The sequence below is a fragment of the Micromonospora sp. WMMC264 genome, from assembly GCF_027497275.1.
In the GTDB taxonomy this organism is placed as follows: Bacteria; Actinomycetota; Actinomycetes; order Mycobacteriales; family Micromonosporaceae; genus Micromonospora; species Micromonospora chalcea.
This window is the reverse complement of sequence record NZ_CP114907.1, coordinates 1,620,329-1,638,747: the sequence shown is the minus strand read 5'-3', so window position 1 is coordinate 1,638,747 and position 18,419 is coordinate 1,620,329. Positions and strand designations below refer to the sequence as shown.

Here is an 18,419-nt window from a genome sequence, read left to right as displayed (position 1 = left end):
CTGTCGCACTGGGTCGGCCGCATCGCCTCGTCCTGGCAGGGAAACGCCCACGATCCGATTCCTTCTGACGTCCGGTAAAGGCACAGCAGGTCCGGCACGAATGCATGATTAATGCTGCGTTCGCACCACGTTAATAGTCCGGAAAGCACGTTCTGGACTTCGCGAAAGGATCCGCGTTCGTCCCGCCGACTACCAGGACGGCGGCGGCACCAGCATCCCGGCGTCCATCGGCGAGTGTCAACCCTGATCGTTGATAAAGTTTGTGTAACTCGGTTTTCCCAGGAGGCGCAAGCAACGCACCGAGCGCCAACTCTCCGACAGGCGGGAACGATTTTCATAACTGCAGGTGAACGCAGCTCTGCCACTGTCGGATAATTGCGCGCCACTTACCCGACAGTCGACCCGGAGCAGCGTCCCGCCCGGCAGGGAGCGCGCAAAAGCGCAGGCCGTAGGCCATCACGGCATACACAACGGCGCGCCTTGCCGCAGGGAAAACGCGGGCGAACGCGCGTACGGCGGCCCACGTGCCCCGCTGCGCCATGCCCGTGACAGATGGTGCGCTTCAGCCAAGAAGCGCGTCGGCGGGCGTCATCCGCCCCGCCTATGCCGTCCTCGCCGCACATATTGACGAGTGGAATAAACGCCGTCGTGTACGGGCCTGAAACTCCTGGCCAAGGCCCGCCTGATAGCCGATGACATCATCCAGACTACCTCCCCCGGAGCGCAGCATAACACCAGGCGTCGCTCTGCGTTGCCCGTCGATCACGCCAATCAGGGCCGCCAATCCGGGCAGCCAAGATCAGTATGCTCACGACACTCCACGCGACCTGCGGAAATGGCTTCCGCATCCGGATCGGGGCGCGCGATAAGCGCGTCGACCAAAGTAAAGGAGTGGGCGAAAACAAGAGGAAGAAGTCCTCAAAATTGCCCTGATCCACGGGGTTGACTTCTCGCCCAGGAGCCCGTGCCGGCCGGTCTCATCCACCCGTGCCGCAATCACGGACTGGAGGGACATGTCCGTCTCATGTGGAATCAGCGCCTTATCGGAGACAGTTCCTACTGCGGAGAAGAGCCGGATAATGAGGTCTTGTTCGGGATCTGGCCGTAAAGACGCGGGATATCCAATCGCTGATTCACCTGTCAGCGATCAGACGCCGCGCGCCGCTGCCGGTGGCGCCACTCCCCCGGCGGCGGACCGGGCGTGCGCCATCGCACGCCCGGTCCGGACGTCACGGGCAGGGCCGGCCCGGGCAGACGTCGATCACCTTGCCGGTGAGCAGGAAGACGGCCTTCTGCCGCTGCGCGCCGGGCTGCGCGCGGGGGAACTCGTGCGAGTCCTCGCCGTACTCCGGTCCGGCCGGGGCGAGGTTCGTCGGCGGTGGCGCGTACGCCGCGCCGCTGTTCCAGACCACCATGGCCGAGCCCGCGTACGGGTACCTGCGGATCGGCGCGATGCCCCAGAACGGGCGCACGTCCGGTGACCAGCCGTCGGCGAGCGCCGGAGTGTGCAGGCGGGCGCCGATGGTGCGGGCCTGCACCTCCGCCGCCGCGGTGGAGACCTGCTGGTCGGCGAAGGCCACGTGCATCAGGACCCGGTGCGCCGGGGTACGCGGCAGCGGGCGGTCGGTCATGTGCTGGGCGTACCCGTTGGCCTCGGACCGGTCCCACAGCATCTGCAACAACCCGAAGACGAGCTGCTGATCGATCTTGTCCGGGTAGTAGCCGTCCAGGACGGTCTGGAACGGGGCGAAGTCGACGCTGCGCTGCAGCAGCGTGGAGTAGTTCATCGCGGGCACGCCGAGCACCGAGCGGGTCCAGTCCTGGGCAATGGCGGTCAGCGCGCCGCCGTTGATGCCGCCCTGGCTGTTGCCGTCGTAGTGCAGCCCGCCGGCCACGTCGATCAGCGGCCGTCCGGCGGCGTCGCGGAACGCCGGATGGCCGGCGAACCCGTTGCGATGGATCATCGTCCGGCCGAGGAAGAGGAAGTTCAGGAAGCTCTGCTGGAGCCGGTCGGCCACCGCGGGGAAGGCGCTGAGGTCGGTGAAGGCGCCCGCCACGTACGGGACGTCGGCCGCCGCCATGCCGATCCAGCTGGTCGCGCAGAAGGTGAAGTCGTACGTCTGCGACATCGTCTTGACGTTGCCGGCGTTGATCTCGGTGGGCCGGCCGAGCAGACCGTGGCCGTAGAGCGACAGGTGGGCTGGCTTCGTGGCGGACGCGCTGCGCGGGATGTTGCAGACGAAGTCGGCCGCCACCGTCGTGCCGGACGGTGTGGGCAGCGCGTTCGGCGTCGGCGGCGTGCCGTCGCCGCCGGGCGGACCGTAGTGCAGCCGGGAGCCCGGTCCCCCGTCACCGGTCAGGTAGGACGGCACGGCGACGGTGCCGGTCACCTGCCGGGCGATCAGCGGGTCCTGCTCGGGCGTGTAGTCGGTGACCTGGCTGACGGTGAACGAGGGGGCGCGGCGGCCGAGCGCGGCGAACGCGCCGTCCCGGACCGCCAGCATCCGCCCGGTCAGACCGTGCCGGCTCGCGACGGTGAAGTCCCAGGCCAGGTAGAGGCTGTGCCGCTTGACGCCGGCCCGGCTCAGGTCGGCGAGGATCCGTTTCATCTGAGGCGCGCGCGGGTCACGCCGGTCCAGGCCCGCGCCGGTCACGTACCTGCGGAACGCCTTCGGGGCCGGGATCAGCGCGCCGTCGCCGTCGCGCATGCCGCGCAGGCCGACGACGTACCGGGCGCCCTCGGTCAGCGCGACCGCCGGCCGGATGATCAGCACCTGCCGGTCCGGGTTGCCGGCGGCGTGCGCGTCCAGTTCGGCCCAGTACGGCGTACGCCGCCCGGTGCGGGCGTCGAGCAGCACGATCGGCGCGTCCGGCGCCAGCGAGCGCGCGACGTCGGTGACCGGCGCGATCCGGGTCCGCGTGGCGTCGAGACCGGGTACGCGCGCCAGGATCGGCGAGCCGGGGCTGAACCCGTCCTGCCGGTTCCACTCCGCCGGGTCGATCGGCACGCCGAGCACGTTCGCCGGCATCGCGGAGGCGGCGAACCGCACCCGCTTGCCGGTCGGCGTGCTGCGGTCCGGCACGGTGAAGTAGTCGTTGGGGAACGGCAGCAGGCAGGCCGCCGGGTCGATCGGGTCGCAGGACCGGTTCGCGGCCGGCGCGGGCGGCGCCGCGGCGGCGCCGGAGCCGAGCAACACGGCCGATACGGTCACCAGCGCGGACACGGCGAGACGGAGCCGTCTGGGGGTGGGCACGCGCGTCTCCTTCGGCATCGGAGGGTGGTACGACGGTGGTGGATGGTGGTGCTCTTCCTACGCGCGTGCACGCATCCCGGCAAGGGATCGCCGTCGCGGCCGCCGCGCCCGGCAGCGCACCAACCTTCCCGTGCTCAACTCGACAGCACGTGCCGGACGAGGTCCGGGCAGTGGGTCTTCCAGTTGAGCGCGGGCCCCTTCCTCATCAGGTCCAGGTTGAGCCGGCGAGCAGCCTTGACGATCTGCGGCCGGGTCAGCGCGTCGTGCGCGCTCTCGACCGACTCGAACTCCAGCGCCAAAACCCCGGGTCGGACGCGGTAGGGGGCCCGGGCCGCACCCATCGCTCGCAGCCGCAGCCGCGTGCGGAACTGTGACCGGGCCACGGTCTCGTCGATGTTCAGGCGGATGTGCGGAGCCTGCGGCCGCCGCCGGTCATGGCAGACGAACAGCGTCTCCAGCGCGTGCACGGAGACGGTGAACAGGCGCGGGTAGCGGGCGGCGTTGGTGCCGGGCAGCGCGGTGAGCGTCCAGAAGTCACGCTCGGTCTGCTCCGGTGCGGGGATCGTGAGGCGCAGGTACGCCCCGACCAGACGGCCCATCTCGGCGGTGAACCGGGCATCGGCTCGCAGCCGGTCGAACTGGTGGCGGGTACGGCGGCGCAGGTCGGGATCCCCCTCGCCGAGCGCGAGGGGGATCCGGCACGGCTCGTGTCCGGCCAGCCAGCGTTGCTGCCGCGGCGGGGGCAGTATCCGGTCCAGGTCGGCGGCGCCGAGCCGGCCGGCGGTGTGTACGACGTTGCGCAGCCGCACCCCGGCCGACTCCCGCCTGCGGATCTGATCCCGCTCCTCCTCGTCGAGCCGGTCGCGCGGCACCCGCCGGAAAGCGATCTCGACGATGTCGTGCCACTTCTGGCGGTGCATGCCGAACCGCGCCACCACGTCGACGGCCTGCCCCACGTACCGCTCACCGTCGGCGAAGGTCAGCTCGTAGATGCCGCACCGGCCGCGTGACCTGGGCAGCAGGTGCGCGATCGAGCCCGCCCCGTCGACAGCCACCCGGTCGACCTTCGCGTCGTCCACAGTCAACGATGATAGGAGCGGGAGCCAGCACCGGGGCTCAGGTCACGAACCCGGCGCCGCAGCGAGTCCCGCTGTGTCCGCCCGGCTCCGGCCTCCGTGCGGCGCCGCGCCGAGCGCGTCGGACAGGTCCCGCCCGGCCTGCTCGATCCCACCGGCAGCCACCATGGCGAACACGAACCGGTCCGGCCGCAGCACCACCAGGTCGGCGCCGTGCCGTCGCAGCCAACCGCCGAGCACCCCCTCGGCGTCCACCACGTCGACCCGGTCCGGCCCGCCGGGTGCCGAAGGGCCGGCAAGCGGATCCGGCAGGTCGGCGAGCGACGTACCGCTCGGGTGGACCGCGACGAACCGCGCCGGCAGCCCCGGCCGCCACGCTCCGAGCGGGTTGTCCACGCCGGCGCGGCCGAGCACGGCGAAACCGTCGCCGAGCACCTCGTCGAGCAGGCGCTCCCCGGGCGCGCCCGGGACGAGGACCCGCGGCTGGGGGAACATCGTCCCGACCACGCCGGCGCGCCGCCCGCCGGCCATCAGGCCCCGCCGGTACGCCGGCACCGGCTTGAACTCGAAGCGCTCCACGAACCGCCGTACCCGCGGGATCGTCTGCACCGCCCGCAGCGCGGCGTCGCGCATTCCGGCGGTGACCCGGTTGCGGGCCAGGAAGACGTGCCCCAGCCGGACGCTCGTGCGCGCCATCTCCACCGTGTGCGGGCGCCGCTCGATCTCGTACGTGTCGAGCACTGCGGCGTCGGCGACGCCGGACAGCACCAGCGACAGCTTCCACGACAGGTTCGCCGCGTCGCGCAGGCCGCTGCACAGTCCCTGGCCCATGAACGGCGGCATCTGGTGGGCGGCGTCGCCGAGCAGGAACACCCGTCCCTCCCGCCACCGTCGCGCGATGAGGTGGTGGAAGGTGTAGACCACCGCGCGGGTGACTGTGAACCGGTCCGGGTCGACGTACGGCGAGACGAGCGCGGCGACGGTCTCGGGCCGCTGCATCTCGTCCTGGGTCTCCCCCGGGCGCAGCATGAACTCCATCCGGTAGCTGCCGGCCGCGCCCGGGGACACGAACGCCGGACGCCGCCAGTCGCAGACGAACCGGGTGTCCCCGACCCGTACCGCGTCGGGCGGCACGTCGCCGGAGACGGCCAGCCACGGCTCGGCGTAGCTCGCCCCGGACAGCGGGATCCGGACGGCGGCGCGGGTGGCGCTGCGCGCGCCGTCGCAGCCGAGCACGTACCGGGCGCGGACCGTCCGCCGCTGCCCGGTGGCCACGTCGGACAGCAGCACGGTGACCCCGTCCTCATCCTGGGTGAGGCCGGCCATCTCGGTGCCGAGCGCGAGTTGCACGTGCGGGAACCGGTCCAGCCCGGTACGCAGCGTGTGTTCCAGCCGCGGCTGGTCGAAGAAGCGCAGCGGCGCGTGCCCGTACCCGAAGTCCGTCTCGGACAGCGCCATCCGGGCGAAGACCCGGCCGGCGCCGTTGACGTATTCCACGAGCGGCGGCGCGACAGTGGCGTCGCGGATCTCGTCGAGCAGGCCGGCCTGCTGGTAGATGCGCATCGCCTCGTCGTCGCAGGAGAAGGCCCGCGGCTGGCCGTGCGCCGTCGCACTGCGCTCCACGACGAGCGTGCGGACGCCGCGGGCGCCGAGCAGGTTCGCGGTGAGCGCGCCCACCGGCCCGCAGCCGATGACGGCGACGTCGACCTCCTGGACGGCCTGGCGATCCGGCGGCTGAACTGATCCCATCGTGATGCCCTTTCGGAACGTGGTCCCGGACGGCTCCGGCCGTCCGACGCCGACCAGGGCACCAGCCCGGCGTGGAAAGGGTGTGGAGAAGGCGTGGAGGCGGGCCGCCACACCGGTCAGAACGTCGCGAACCGCTGCCGCAGCAGTGCGGCGCCCTGGTCGGCGGCGATCCGAGCGCCGAGGTCCCACTCCGCGCGGTCGCGGCGCGCGGCCCCACGGATCCGGTGCAGCTCCGCGACGACGACGCGCTCACCGAACCGGTCCGCCACGGCCAGCCCTTCCTCGGCCAGCGTCGCGGCGGTCTCCGCGCGACCGGCGGTCAGGTACGCCTCGGCCATCGCGGCGCACGTGATGGTGCGGGTGGACCGCAACCCGGGACGGTAGAACCCGTCGGCGGCGGCGCGCATCGCGTCGAGCCGGCCGTGGTCGCCGGCGCGGGCGGCGGCCCACTCCAGGAAGTACGCGCCGGTCGCCGTCATGTGCGGCAGGCCGGTGGACCTCCCGATGTCCCGGCACCGCCGTCCCGCGGCGTCGGCCGCGTCGACGTCGTGTTCCTGCATCGCCAGCCAGGCCGCGTAGAGCGCCGCGTTGGCCCGGCCGTACGGGTCGTCCAGTTCCTCGGCGAGGGCCTCGGCGTCGGCGATGTCCGCCCGGGCGCCGGCCGGGTCGCCGCGCATCGACCGCACGAGCGCCCGGAAGTTGTGGCAGGCCAGCACCGGCCGCCGGCCGACCTCCCGGCGCAGCAGCGCCCGGTCGACGGTACGCAGCCGTTCGATGCCGGCGCTGAGCCGCCGCTCGGCCTCGGCCTGACGGCCGGTGAAGTAGCCGACCGCGCCGAGCAGGTACTCACCGGCCACGGCGATCAGCCCGCTGCCGTCGTCCGCGGACCGCACCAGGCGCCCGGCGAGGTCGGCGCAGATCGCGAACTCGGCCCGGTTGGCGGCCAGCTCACCCAGCGCCCAGAGCGCGTGCCGGAGGTCGGTGTCCGGCCCGACGAGCGTCAGCAGCTCCCGGGCGCGGGCGCAGACCTGGTCGACGGCGTCGCTGCCGACGCCGACGGTCATCTGCAACAGCGCCGCGCGGCGCAGCTGGACGGTCAGTTCGGTGGACGCCGCGTCGGGCGAGGTCTGCGCGGCCGGGGCCAGCCGGTGCGCGGCGCGTTCGAGGTGACCGAGCGCGTCCTCGTAGGCGACCCGCCGCGTCGCGTCGTCGGCGGCGCGCAGCGACCACCGCAGGTGGTCCTCGCCGTGTCCGAGGCCGATCGCCTGACCATAGTGGCGGGCCAGCTCGGCCGGCGCGACACCGGCGGCCCGCTCGTACGCGCGCGCCAGCCGGGCGTGCAACGCGGCCCGGCGCGGCGGGACCAGCTCGGCGTAGGTGACCTCGGCGATCAGCGGATGGCGGAACGTGACGGTGCCCGGCCCCGCCTCGGTGACCAGCGCGGCCGTGTACGCCGGGGCGAGCGCTTCGGCGACCGCCGGTGCGGTGGTGTCCAGCGCCGCCACCATCACCTGCAGGTCCAGGTCGTGTCCGGCCACGCTGAGCAGGTCGAGGCAGCGTCGGGCGGGCTCGGGCAGCCCGACGAGCCGCAGCCGTACCGTGTCCCGGATGCTCGGCGGCAGTTCCGCGTCGGCCGCCGCGTCGGTGCGGGACCGCAGCAGCTCGGTGAGGAAGAACGGGTTCCCGCCGGTGCGGATGACGAGGCGGGCCACCACCGGCTCCGGCGGCGCCACCCCGGTCCGGCGCCGGACGAGGGTGGCGACCGAGGAGGCGTCCAGCCCGGCGAGCCGGAGCTGACCGAAGTCGCGGCCGCGCGCCAGCTCGGCGACCGTCGCCACCAGGGCCGGGTCGTGGTCGTACGGACGGAGCGTTGCGACCACCAGCGCCCGGGACGTGGACAGCCCGGCGGAGAGGTAGCGCAGCAACAGCAGCGAGTCCGGGTCGGCGGCGTGCAGGTCGTCCAGCACGACCAGCAGGCCGTGCCGCCGGGCCGCCGCGTGCACCAGGCCGGACGCCGCCTCGTACACCTGGAACCGCGCCGTGGGGTCGAGGCCGCCGCCTTCCGCGGGGCCGGGCAGCGATCCGGCGGCGAACCCGCCCAGGCGGCTCGCCGAGCCGGTGGGGCCGGCGTCCGGCATCGCCGCGAGCGCGCGTACCACCTGGTTCCACAGCCAGAACGGTGGCGCCTGCCCGACGTCGGGACAGCGACCCCAGACGACCGGCACGCCGCCGGTGGCGGCCCGGTCGCCGAGCGCCGCGGCGAGGCTGGTCTTGCCGATGCCCGCCTCCCCCACCACTGCCAGCACCCGCCCGCCGCGCCGGGTGGCCGCGTCGAGCGTCTCCCGCAGCAGCGCAAGCTCGGCGCCGCGCCCCACGAGCGGGTCCGCGTGCCGCCGCGGCGACTCCGCGGCCGGGCCCGGTTCGGGTTCGGCCGGCGCCGGCGCGGGCCCGGCCGCCCGCACGACCTGCCGACCGGCCACCGCCGAGGGTCCGGGCTGCGCCGGTACGGCCTGCTCCAGGATCAGCCGGTGCGCCGCCCGCATCTGCTCACCGGGGTCGAGGCCGTACTCGGCGGCGAGGACCCGGCGGCCCTCGTCGAAGGCCGCGAGCGCCTCGGTCTGCCGGCCGGACCGGGACAGCGCCAGCATCAACTGCGCGCGGGCCCCCTCGCGCAGCGGATTCGCCGACACGAAGCGGCGCAGTTCCGCCAGCAGCGGCGCGTGCCGGCCGGCCGCGACGGCAGCCGTCAGGCGGCCCTCCTCGGCGGTGAGCCGCAGCTCGGTCAGCCGCGCCACCTCCGGACGCACCGCGTTCAGCTCGCCGACGCCGGCGAGCGGCTCGCCCCGCCACAGTGCCAGCGCCTCGGCGTACGTCCGCTCGGCGACCGCCGGCTGCCCGGCCGCGAGTGCGTCCGCCGCCCGGTCCACCAGGCGTCCGAATCGGATCGCGTCGACGGCATCGTCCTCGACCCGCAGCTCGTACCCCCGGGGGCGGCTGCGCAGGACGCGCGCCGGCTCGCGGTGGGACCGCTCGGGCTCCACCGCCCGGCGCAGTCCGGCGACGTAGGTGCGCAGCGTCGTGTGGGCGCTGGCCGGCGGTCGCCCGTCCCACAGCGCCTCGACCAGCCAGTCGGCGGCGACGAACCGGTTCGGCCGCAGCAGGAACAGGGCCAGCAGGGCCCGCTGCTTCGGCCCGCCGAGCGGCACGCCTCGCCCGTCCCGGTCGATGCCGGGCGGACCCAGCACCCGGAACCGCACGCCATCACCCTTACGACGATGTTCACCTGTCCGATGCCGAGTATGGCAGTGTGAACGCCACATCGGACATCGGCGAACCGGTTCCGGCCCGGCGCGTTCCGCGTGTCGCACGGTGAACGTGCTGGTGACGGGCCGACGCCGTGGGAGCGGTACCAGCCGGGGCCACAATTCGGGCCGTCCGGTCGCTACACTCCCCGAAAACGCCCGTAACCCCACCGGCGGGCGGCGCTGATCAGAATCGAATGGAGACGCCTGTGACCCGCGACAAGGCGGCACCCCCCGGCATCGACCTCAACGTTCCCAGCGTCGCCCGGGTCTACGACTACTTCCTGGGCGGCAAGGACAACTTCGAGGTCGACCGGAAGGTCGCCGAGCACGCGCTGCGGATCACGCCGGACGGGCCCGCCGCCGGCCAGGCCAACCGGGCGTTCCTGCGCCGGGTCATCCGGTTCCTGGTCACCGAGGCGGGCATCGACCAGTTCCTCGACCTCGGCTCGGGGCTGCCCACGCAGGGCAACGTGCACGAGGTCGCCACCGAGCACAACCCGGCCGCCCGGGTGGTCTACGTGGACAACGACCCGATCGTGCTGACCCACGGGCGGGCGCTGCTCGCCGCGGAGGGCACCGCGACGGTGATCCAGGCCGACGTCCGGGCACCGCAGGAGATCCTCAACGACCCGGACGTCCGCCGGTTCCTCGACTTCGACCGGCCGATCGGGTTGCTGCTCTTCGCGATCCTGCACCACCTCGGCGACGACGAGGACCCGGGCGCGGTGGCGGCGGAGCTGATCGACGCGATGCCGTCCGGCAGCTACGTGGCGATCTCGCACTTCCGCGACCCAGGCGAGCGCGACCCGGAGGGCTCCCGCAAGGCGCGCGAGGTCGAGCGGGTCTTCAACGAGTCGCTGGGCACCGGCCGCTGGCGTACCGACGAGGAGATCCTCGCCTTCGCCGACGGGCTGACGGTGCTGGAGCCGGGGCTGGTGCCGCTGGCCGAGTGGCGTCCGGATCCGGGCGCGCCCGCGCCGCAGCAGACCGACACCTACCACACGTTCGTCGGGCTACTCGCCCGCAAACCGTAGGTCCGTCGCGGGCTCGCCGTCGATCGACACCGTCGCCAGCAGCGCCGGATGGTCGGTCGTCCCGCGCATGTCCACCGGCCGGTGGCAGCAGATCGTGACGTCGCCCGTCGTCACCATCTGCTGCCGGGCGCCGTCGTCGATCCGCCGGTAACCCGCCGGCACGCACGACCGCACGTCCGGCGTGCCGCCGACGCGCAGGTTGAGGTCACCGGCGAGCACTGTGGGCGCGTACCCGCCGTCGCGGCGGATCGCCGGCACCACCGCGCCGACCAGTTGGGCGCACTGGGCCAGCGCGACCTGACCGCTGGTGTTCGCCAGGTGCGTGGTGCAGGCGTGCAGCAGCCCGGCGGCCCGCAGGCAGAGCCAGACCCGCTCCTCCGGGTCGGCGAAATCCTGCGCCGGGTAGGTGCCGCGGTGCACTGTGGGCCGCGCGCCGCGCGCGTCGAGGCGGGTCAGCAACCCGATCCCGTACGGCTGGCCGTTGTTGCAGTAGGTGGGCTCGGCGTTGGGGCGGTCACCGGCGGCGTGGAACGCGGACACCACCGTGCCGCCGGGACGGGCGGCCCGCAGCGCGCGCTCCAGCGTCTCCACGTCGTCGCGGCAGATCTCGTTGAGCGTGACCAGGTCGGGTCGCTCGGCGGCGATCACGTCGGCGGCCTGGCGGACGGCCCGGCCGGTGTAGCAGCCGGCCCGGCCGCTGTTGCAGAGGTTCATCTGGAGCACCCGCAGCGTCCCGGACCCGGGCTCGCCGAGCGGCGCCGACCCTGCGGGCAGCCCGGCCACGACGAGCAGGCACACCAGCGCCAGCGCCCGGCGGGCACGCCGGGCGGGACGGGTGGCGGGCTGCCGGGACAGCGGGGCTCCAGCGGGTACGGGCGGCGGGTGCCGGTGATCCTATCGCCGGGACCGCTCTCGCCGCCGTCCGGCGCGACCCCGGTGGTACGCCGAACCGTGGCTACCGGCGACCCTGGTCGCAGTTCGCGCTGGTCAGCCGGACGGTGTACTCGCGGTCGTCGGACGTGATGCCGGACGGCACGCCGTCGAAGTGGGCCTCCACCTTCTCCCAGCCCCGGCGCTGCTCGTAGTGCAGGTGCGGGGCGCCGGAGTTCCCGGTGCTGCCGACCCGCCCGAGCTGATCGCCGCGGGCCACCCGCTGACCGGCCTCGACCAGCGGCGGTTCGAGCAGGTGCAGGTACTGCGTCTCCCACTTCCCGCCATGGTCGATCTTCACCCAGTAGCCGCCGCCGCGCCCCTTCGGCCCGTTCGGGTCCTGCGGGGTGCGACCGCCCAGGGAACCGTTGACCCCGGCCACGGTGACGGTGCCGGCGGCGGAGGCCAGCACCGGCCGTCCCCACGCCTCGCCCCGGGCCGGGAACAGGTCGATGTCGTAGTCGTCGTGCCCGGGATAGGTCGACAGGCGCCACGTCTCACCGCAGGCCACCGGGAGCTGGAAGGCCGGTCGAGGGCCCGGCGGCCGCAGCAGCGGCACCACGACCACAGCGACGGCGCCCAACGCGGCGAGGACGCCGGCGACCAACGCGACGCGGGCCAGGGGGCGGCGCGGCCGACGGAGGGGACGTGGGTCGCGCGGACGCTGGGTGCTCATCGCTTCGAGCATGACACGGGCCATGCGGACGCCTGCGTGGCCGCGCGCCTACTCCCACGCCTGGGAGAGGGACTCGAAGGTCTTCGGATCGCTGTGGCACGGGATGACACACACGAGATGACCGCCCGGAGCCCGTAAGGTGATGCACTCCAGCCAGCGGCCGACCTCGACAGCACCGAGGGCGATCAGCCGGCGTGCTTCGGCCTCGACGTCGTCGGTCTCGATGTCGACGTGATATCGAGCCGGCTCGTCCACGGACTGTATCGCGAGCACCAGGCCGGGCAACGCGCCGTGCAGAGAGGTGAACTGCGGCTCGTCGGGGACTGTCCGTGCCGGAACGCCGAGTGCCGTCGACCAGAAGGCGGCGGCTGCGGGCGCCTCACCGCCCGGCACGTCGATCAGGATCGTCGAGAGTCTGCTGCGATGCGCCACGACGATCATTATCCACATTCTCCCGCCGATTCGCCTGCCCGATGCGCGACCGGTCAAAGCCGGGCAGCCGGAACGAAGATGCGGGTTATTCATCGACGACTATTCGTTGATCTTGTCGAACCGGCCGGATGACCCCTGTTCAAGCCCTCGATCACCGCCCTGCGCACCGCACCGGAAGCCGGCGTGGACCCCGCGCCCGGGAGGAACCGACGCCCGAAGCGGGGTGGACTCGCGCTGCGGATCCGGCGTAGCATCCTGCCCCAGAGAGATCGCTTAGCGATTCGCCGCTGATGAATGTCGACAGCGGAACGGGGGAGGTACCGGTCTATGCGTTGCCGTCGAAATACCGTTTTCATCGCGCTGCTGTAGAAGCGCGTCTTCTGGTTCTGCTCCTGGCTTCCGAGAGCCTTCGCAAGCCTGATGGCCTGATGCCGGCAGATATCGCCGGCCCCGGATCGAAGTGCAGGCCGCGGTGCCCGGATCACCCGCTCGCATTCGGAATGGCCGAACCGCGGCCGGCGGCCGTCGTTCACGCGGGCGAACCCGCCACCGGCGTGTCGGCGCGCCGTTGCGCCAGGCCGCCGGGCAGGCCCGGCCACCCTGCGGCGAGAGCCCGGGCCCGCCTCGGCGGGCACCCACCCGCAGAGCCTCCGTACGCCGTCCGCGTCCGATCGCCCACCTCCCTCCGCACAGCGGTTCCGTGCCGGCCGGAACCGGTCGGCGGTGCGCCGCCGTCCGGAGCGAGTTCGCCGACAGCTGGGGCAGCAGGTCCGCCCGATGACCTGATGCACACGGGGTACCAGACGAGAGGGGTTACGCGAACGTGGTGACAGTGGACATCTTCGGCCGCTGCCGGTCGTACACCGAGAGCAGGGAGGCTCGCGCGGCCAGGCTCTACCCGTACTTCACTCCTTTCGAGGGGCAGGACGCGACCGTCGCGCAGACTGGGGACGGCGACATCCTGATGTGCGGCTCGAACAACTACCTCGGACTCACCTCCCACCCCCAGGTGAAAGCAGCGGCGCAGGCGGCGATCGAGGCGTACGGGTCGTCGCGTACGGGCTCTCGGCTGCTCAACGGCAACACACCTCTGCACGAGGAGCTGGAGCACGAGCTGGCCGAGTTCCTCGGCATGCCGGCCGCTCTGGTGTTCCCGACCGGCTACCAGGCGAACGTCGGAGTCATCGCGTCGCTGCTGTCTCGTCACGACGAGGTCATCCTCGACCGCGAGGCGCACGCCTCGGCCTACGACGGCTGCGGCATGAGCCGGGCGAAGACCCGCCGGTTCGCCCACAACGACATGGCCGACCTGGAGCGGCAGCTGGCGGCCGGCCCCTCGGACGCCGGCCGGCTGGTCGTGGTCGACGGCGTCTACTCGATGGCCGGCGATCTGTGCCCGCTGAACGAGGTGGTCCGGCTGTGCCGGCAGTACGGCGCCCGCCTGCTCGTCGACGACGCGCACGGCATCGGCGTGCTGGCCGACGGCCGGGGCACCAGCGCCCATTTCGGCGTCACCGATCAGGTCGACCTCGTCACGGTCACCTTCAGCAAGTCGCTTGCGTCGATCGGCGGCGCGGTGCTCGGTCCGGAGGATGTCATCGAGTACCTCCGCCACCACGCGCGCAGCCTCATCTTCAGCGCATCCGCGCCGCCGGCGAACCTGGCCGCCGCCTACGCCGCGTTGCGCATCCTGCGGGCGGAACCGTGGCTGTGCCGGCAGGCGGTCGAGAACGCCTCGTACGTGCGTCGCGAGCTCACCGCCCTGGGTTACGACCCGATACCGAGTGAGACGCCGATCGTGTCGGTGCGGCTCGACGGCGTCCAGCAGACCCTGCTCGCGTGGCGCAGCCTGCTGGACCGCGGCGTGTACGTCAACGCCGTGGTCCCCCCGGCCGCCTCGCCCCGGCTGCGGGCGAGCTTCGCCACCACGCACACGTCGGAGCAGCTCAAGCGCGTCGTCGCCGCGTTCGCCGAAGTCCGCGACCTGATGCACCTGGAGGACCGATGACCGTCAGCCGGCTCGAACCCGCAGTCAGCACCCGGGACCTGCTGGTGGCCTGGGCGCGGATGTGGCGGCTCCACTTCGTGCCCTTCTCGCTGTCGGCCGGTCTGGTCGGCATGACGGCGCCGCCGGTCGGGGCCAGCGCCGCGAGCATCGTGATCGGGCTGCTGTTCTGCACCCTCGGATACGGCGTCGGCGTGGTGATGAACGACTGGTTCGACCGCAAGGCCGACGCCGTCAACGCGCCGGACCGCCCCTTCGTCACCGGGCTGATAAACCCCCACGTCGGGCTGGGGCTGACGCTCGCGCTGTCCACCGCGCTGATGCTGGTGGCTGTCGTGGTCGCACCGACGCTGGCCCTGTGGAGCGTCATCGCGATCGGCGGTCACCTGGTCTACTCCTGGACCAAGCGCATCCCCATGCTGGGCAACCTCGTCAACGGCGTCGACATGGCGCTGTTCACGGTGCTCGGCGCCGTGGCCGTCCGACCCGACGCGGGATGGCTCGACATCCCGGCGGTGACCTGGTTCCAGACGGCGCTCGTCGCGGTCGCGTTCAGTGGCTTCTGCCTCGTGGGGTACTTCAAGGACATCGAAGGCGACCGGGTCGCGGGCTACCGGACGCTGCCGGTGGCCATCGGGACCAGGGCCTCCAGCCGGATCGCCGTGGTGTTCCCGGTCGTGGCGGTGGTGGCCGCGGGCGCGGCGGCCGTGGCGGGCGCCGATCGCGCGGGCGCCTATGCCGAGGTCGTCTTCTGGGCGCTGCTCGTCGCGTCCGGGCTCGGGTTCACGCAGAGTCTCGTGACGCTCATCAGGGCGCCGGAGACCCGCGCGTACGAGGCGCTGGTCTGGTTCATCAGGGCGACCACGCTGTTCTTCCTGTCGCTCGGCGCGCTGCACCGGCCGACGCTCTTCCTCGTCGTCGCCGTTCCGATGATGGCCTATCTGGAGCTGACGTTGCGCGCGACCCAGTCTTCCCGGCAGGCATGACATGACCTCCACCGCCTGGAACCGGCTGTCCCTGAACGCGGCCGAGGGCAGCCTGATCACCGCGATACGCGAGTGCATGGTCCGGTCGCCCCGGCAGCTCAACAACGCCTTCGAGGCCGACGCCGAACTCCTCGATCTGGGCGCCGGCGGGCTCCTGGCACTGACCGTCGACACGTTGAACGACGGCGCCGAGCTGGCCACCGCCACCACGCCGTACGCGAAGGGGTGGTTGACCACCACCGTCAGCGTGAGTGACCTCGCCGCGGTGGCCGCCGACCCGGTCGCCGTGCTCGTCTCCTGCTCGCTGCGCCGGGACAGATGGACTCTCGAGGACGCCCGCGAGTTCGGGCGCGGCGCGTCCGAGGCCGCCGAACGCTACGGCTGCCACGTCGTTGGAGGTGACACGAACTGGGCCAACGAGGAGAGCTTCACCTCGTGTGCCCTGGGTACGCTGCGCCGCGGTTCCGTCCTGAGCCGGCTCGGCGCCCGGCCCGGTGACGCGCTCTACGTGACCGGTCCGGTCGGAGCCGGCAACGCGGTCGGATTCCGCACCCTGGCGCTGGGCGGCACGGCGGCGGGCGATCCGTGGCTGCCCGAGGCGCGGGTGACCGCGGGCGATCCACTGCGCCGGTACGCCCGGGCGTGCATCGACACCAGCGACGGCCTGTTGAGCGCGGCGGTCAGCCTGGCCGAGCTCAATGGCCTGGGGGTCGAGGTGGTGCTGCACGACGAGGTGTACGCGCCGATCGCCTCCGCCGTCGCGGAGGCGGCCCGCCTGCCCCGGTGGTGCTCGGCTGCCGCGGAGTGGGGCGAATTCGAGCTGCTGTACGCGATCGATCCGGCCGACGCGGAGCGATGCTCCCGGGCGATGTCGGAGCGCGGCCTCCAGCCCGCGCACGTGGGACAGTTCGTCGCCGGCCCGGAACTGCTGCTGATCGACGAGTCAGGCCAGCGCCGGGACCTGCGCAACCTGCTGCCGCGCATGCGGGCGCTCGACCCGGCCGGGTCGTTGCTCGCCGACCTGCGTGCACTGCTGACGGACGGCTCGTGATGGGGTCCCGTGTCGCGCTGGTGACGGGTGTCACCGGCTGCGTCGGCCGCGCGGTCGCGGCCGCGCTCGCGGAGAACGGCTGGTCGGTACGAGGGCTGGTGCGGACGCCCGCACCGGACCACGCGACGTACGCGGCGCACCTCGGTGACCTGACCGATCCGGAGTCGCTGCGTGGCTCCTGCGCGGGCGTCGACCTCGTGGTGCACGCGGCCGCCGATCTGACCGACTGGCGGCCCGGCCCTCGCATCTGGCAGGTGAACCGGGACGGCACCCGGGCGGTGCTGGACGAGGCGCGACGCTGCGGCGTCTCCCGGTTCGTCTACCTGAGCACCGTCGACGTCTTCGGTTTCGACGCCGCGAAGGTCATCGACGAGGCGTCACCGCGGCGGGTGCCGCGATACCCGTACCCGCTGTCGAAAGCTGCCGGGGAAGACGTGGCGTGGTCGTACCACGGGAACGGCCTGGACGTCACTGTGGTGTACCCCGCCTGGGTCTTCGGACCCGGTGACCGCAATTTCCTGCCCGAGCTCGTGCGCGGACTGCGAGACGGCAAGCTCGTCCAGTTCGACCGCGGCGCGCCCCCGATCGAGTTGACGTACAGCGCGAACCTGGCCGACGCGATCGTGCTGGCCGGCACCGCACCCGGGTGCGCGGGTGGGCGGTTCATCGTCGGCGACTCGTACGGCCTGACCCTGGGGCGGCTGTTCGCCGCGGTGGCCGAGCGGATCGGGGCAAGGCCACCGACCTCGTCGGTCCCGTTCGGCGCGGCGCTGGCCGTGGGCGCGCTGTCCGAACTGGCCGGGCTCGCCGGCATCGGCACCGGGTCGGGCCGGCCGTTGCTCACCCGTTACGCGGTCCGGTCCGTCGCCGGAGGAATGCGGTACGACGTCGGCCGGATCCGGTCGATCGGCTATTCACCACGGGTCGGCTTCGCGGAGGCGCTGAGCCACTCCCTGGCGGACCTGACGAAGGAGCAGGCACATGGCGGCCGGTGAGCGCGGCCCGGCCGTCTGCATCGTCAACCCCGCTTCCGGGGTCCAGCGCGGGCGCACGATCGAGCAGCGGATCGCCACCGAGCTACCCGAGGCGGACTGCTGGTTCACCCGCCACCCCGGGCACGGCATCGCGCTCGGGCGACAGGCGGTGGAGGACGGGTACGGCACGGTGGTGGCGGTCGGTGGTGACGGCACACTGTCCGAGGTCGCCAACGGGGTGCTGGTGGCGGGCGGGGAGAAGGTGCGGCTGGCGTACGTGCCGGCCGGCACCTGCAACGACTTCGCCCGCGGCCTGCGGCCGGTCGCCGACCTCGGCGGTCTGCTCGACCGCGCCCGCGACCGGGAGACCGATGTCGGCGAGGTGACCTTCACCCGGCCCGACGGCACCCGGGGCCACAGGTACTTCCTCGTCAGCTGCACGGTCGGGCTGATCAGCGTGATCGGCCAGCGGTTCACCGAGAAGACACCCGCCAACCGGGTCCTCAAGCGGCTCAACCTCCAACTCGCCGAGACGGCGTCCAGCATCCGGACGCTCGCCCGCTGGCGGCCCGTCGCGGTGCGGCTGGAACTCGACGGCGAACCGTCGCACCAGATCATCACCAATCTGGCCGTGCTCAAGGTGCCGTACTTCGCCGGCGGGCTGACCTTCGGCCGCGCCGAGCCGCCGCGGGCGGGTTACCTGGACGCGGTGCGGGTGGCCGGCGTGGGCCGGGCCGGCGTGGCCGGGCTGATGTGGCGGGTGTTCCGCGGCGCCGCCGCGGGACACCCGGCGATCCACCGGCAGGAGGTGCGCACCGTGCGTGTCGACGCGGACAGCCCGCTGCCGGTGGAGGTGGACGGCGAGATCGTCGGACGTACCCCGGCCGAGTTTTCGATACATCAGTCGCGTCTGACGACTGTGGTATGAGCCCAGCGAGGGAGCGAGA

General features: G+C 72.8%; 13 protein-coding genes. 6 read left to right on the top strand and 7 right to left on the bottom strand.

The window, feature by feature from the left end; all coding sequences use genetic code 11:
- Positions 1 to 1,229: 1,229 nt before the first annotated feature.
- The 4 genes from O7542_RS06740 to O7542_RS06725 form a co-directional block, all read right to left on the bottom strand.
- Positions 1,230 to 3,254 carry a hypothetical protein gene (locus O7542_RS06740; RefSeq protein WP_281605882.1) on the bottom strand — a complete coding sequence of 675 codons (2,025 nt, stop codon included), beginning with the start codon at positions 3,252 to 3,254 and terminating at the stop codon, positions 1,230 to 1,232.
- A gap of 134 nt (positions 3,255 to 3,388) precedes the next feature.
- Positions 3,389 to 4,333, bottom strand: a complete 945-nt coding sequence (locus tag O7542_RS06735) for a GIY-YIG nuclease family protein (RefSeq protein WP_210869301.1) — start codon at positions 4,331 to 4,333, stop codon at positions 3,389 to 3,391.
- Positions 4,334 to 4,375: 42 nt separating this feature from the next.
- Positions 4,376 to 6,079, bottom strand: a complete 1,704-nt coding sequence (locus O7542_RS06730; protein WP_281605881.1) for a bifunctional 3-(3-hydroxy-phenyl)propionate/3-hydroxycinnamic acid hydroxylase — start codon at positions 6,077 to 6,079, stop codon at positions 4,376 to 4,378.
- 116 nt (positions 6,080 to 6,195) lie between these two features.
- Positions 6,196 to 9,336, bottom strand: a complete 3,141-nt coding sequence (locus O7542_RS06725) for a BTAD domain-containing putative transcriptional regulator (RefSeq protein ID WP_281605880.1) — start codon at positions 9,334 to 9,336, stop codon at positions 6,196 to 6,198.
- Between the two features lie 254 nt (positions 9,337 to 9,590).
- Here O7542_RS06725 and O7542_RS06720 point away from each other — a divergent pair, with 254 nt between their 5' ends.
- Positions 9,591 to 10,418: an SAM-dependent methyltransferase gene (locus tag O7542_RS06720; protein WP_043322995.1), complete on the top strand. Its 828-nt coding sequence runs from the start codon at positions 9,591 to 9,593 to the stop codon at positions 10,416 to 10,418.
- Here the strand turns inward: O7542_RS06720 and O7542_RS06715 are convergent.
- From O7542_RS06715 to O7542_RS06705, 3 genes are all read right to left on the bottom strand, one after another.
- Positions 10,398 to 11,216: an endonuclease/exonuclease/phosphatase family protein gene (locus O7542_RS06715; RefSeq protein WP_274479261.1), complete on the bottom strand. Its 819-nt coding sequence runs from the start codon at positions 11,214 to 11,216 to the stop codon at positions 10,398 to 10,400. The two genes, O7542_RS06720 and O7542_RS06715, sit on opposite strands and share 21 nt — an antisense overlap.
- Before the next feature lie 157 nt (positions 11,217 to 11,373).
- Positions 11,374 to 12,024, bottom strand: a complete 651-nt coding sequence (locus tag O7542_RS06710) for a M23 family metallopeptidase (RefSeq protein ID WP_064445503.1) — start codon at positions 12,022 to 12,024, stop codon at positions 11,374 to 11,376.
- 48 nt (positions 12,025 to 12,072) lie between these two features.
- The gene (locus O7542_RS06705) at positions 12,073 to 12,465 is read right to left on the bottom strand and encodes a VOC family protein (protein ID WP_043329945.1); all 393 of its coding nucleotides are present in this window, start codon (positions 12,463 to 12,465) and stop codon (positions 12,073 to 12,075) included.
- A gap of 817 nt (positions 12,466 to 13,282) precedes the next feature.
- On the opposite strand from O7542_RS06705, the gene O7542_RS06700 reads away from it, so the two are divergent.
- The 5 genes from O7542_RS06700 to O7542_RS06680 are packed head-to-tail and all read left to right on the top strand — an operon-like array spanning position 13,283 to position 18,400.
- Positions 13,283 to 14,464, top strand: a complete 1,182-nt coding sequence (locus O7542_RS06700; RefSeq protein WP_199744108.1) for an aminotransferase class I/II-fold pyridoxal phosphate-dependent enzyme — start codon at positions 13,283 to 13,285, stop codon at positions 14,462 to 14,464.
- Entirely contained in the window at positions 14,461 to 15,447 is a 987-nt protein-coding gene (locus O7542_RS06695) for a UbiA family prenyltransferase (protein ID WP_069088339.1), read from the top strand. Before O7542_RS06700 ends, O7542_RS06695 begins: the two co-directional genes overlap by 4 nt.
- A 1-nt stretch (position 15,448) precedes the next feature.
- A complete protein-coding gene (locus O7542_RS06690) occupies positions 15,449 to 16,498 on the top strand; it encodes an AIR synthase related protein (protein WP_281605879.1) in 1,050 nt (349 codons plus the stop codon).
- Positions 16,498 to 17,493 carry an NAD-dependent epimerase/dehydratase family protein gene (locus O7542_RS06685; RefSeq protein WP_043322983.1) on the top strand — a complete coding sequence of 332 codons (996 nt, stop codon included), beginning with the start codon at positions 16,498 to 16,500 and terminating at the stop codon, positions 17,491 to 17,493. Before O7542_RS06690 ends, O7542_RS06685 begins: the two co-directional genes overlap by 1 nt.
- Entirely contained in the window at positions 17,480 to 18,400 is a 921-nt protein-coding gene (locus O7542_RS06680) for a diacylglycerol kinase family protein (protein ID WP_043322980.1), read from the top strand. Before O7542_RS06685 ends, O7542_RS06680 begins: the two co-directional genes overlap by 14 nt.
- Positions 18,401 to 18,419: the final 19 nt, after the last annotated feature.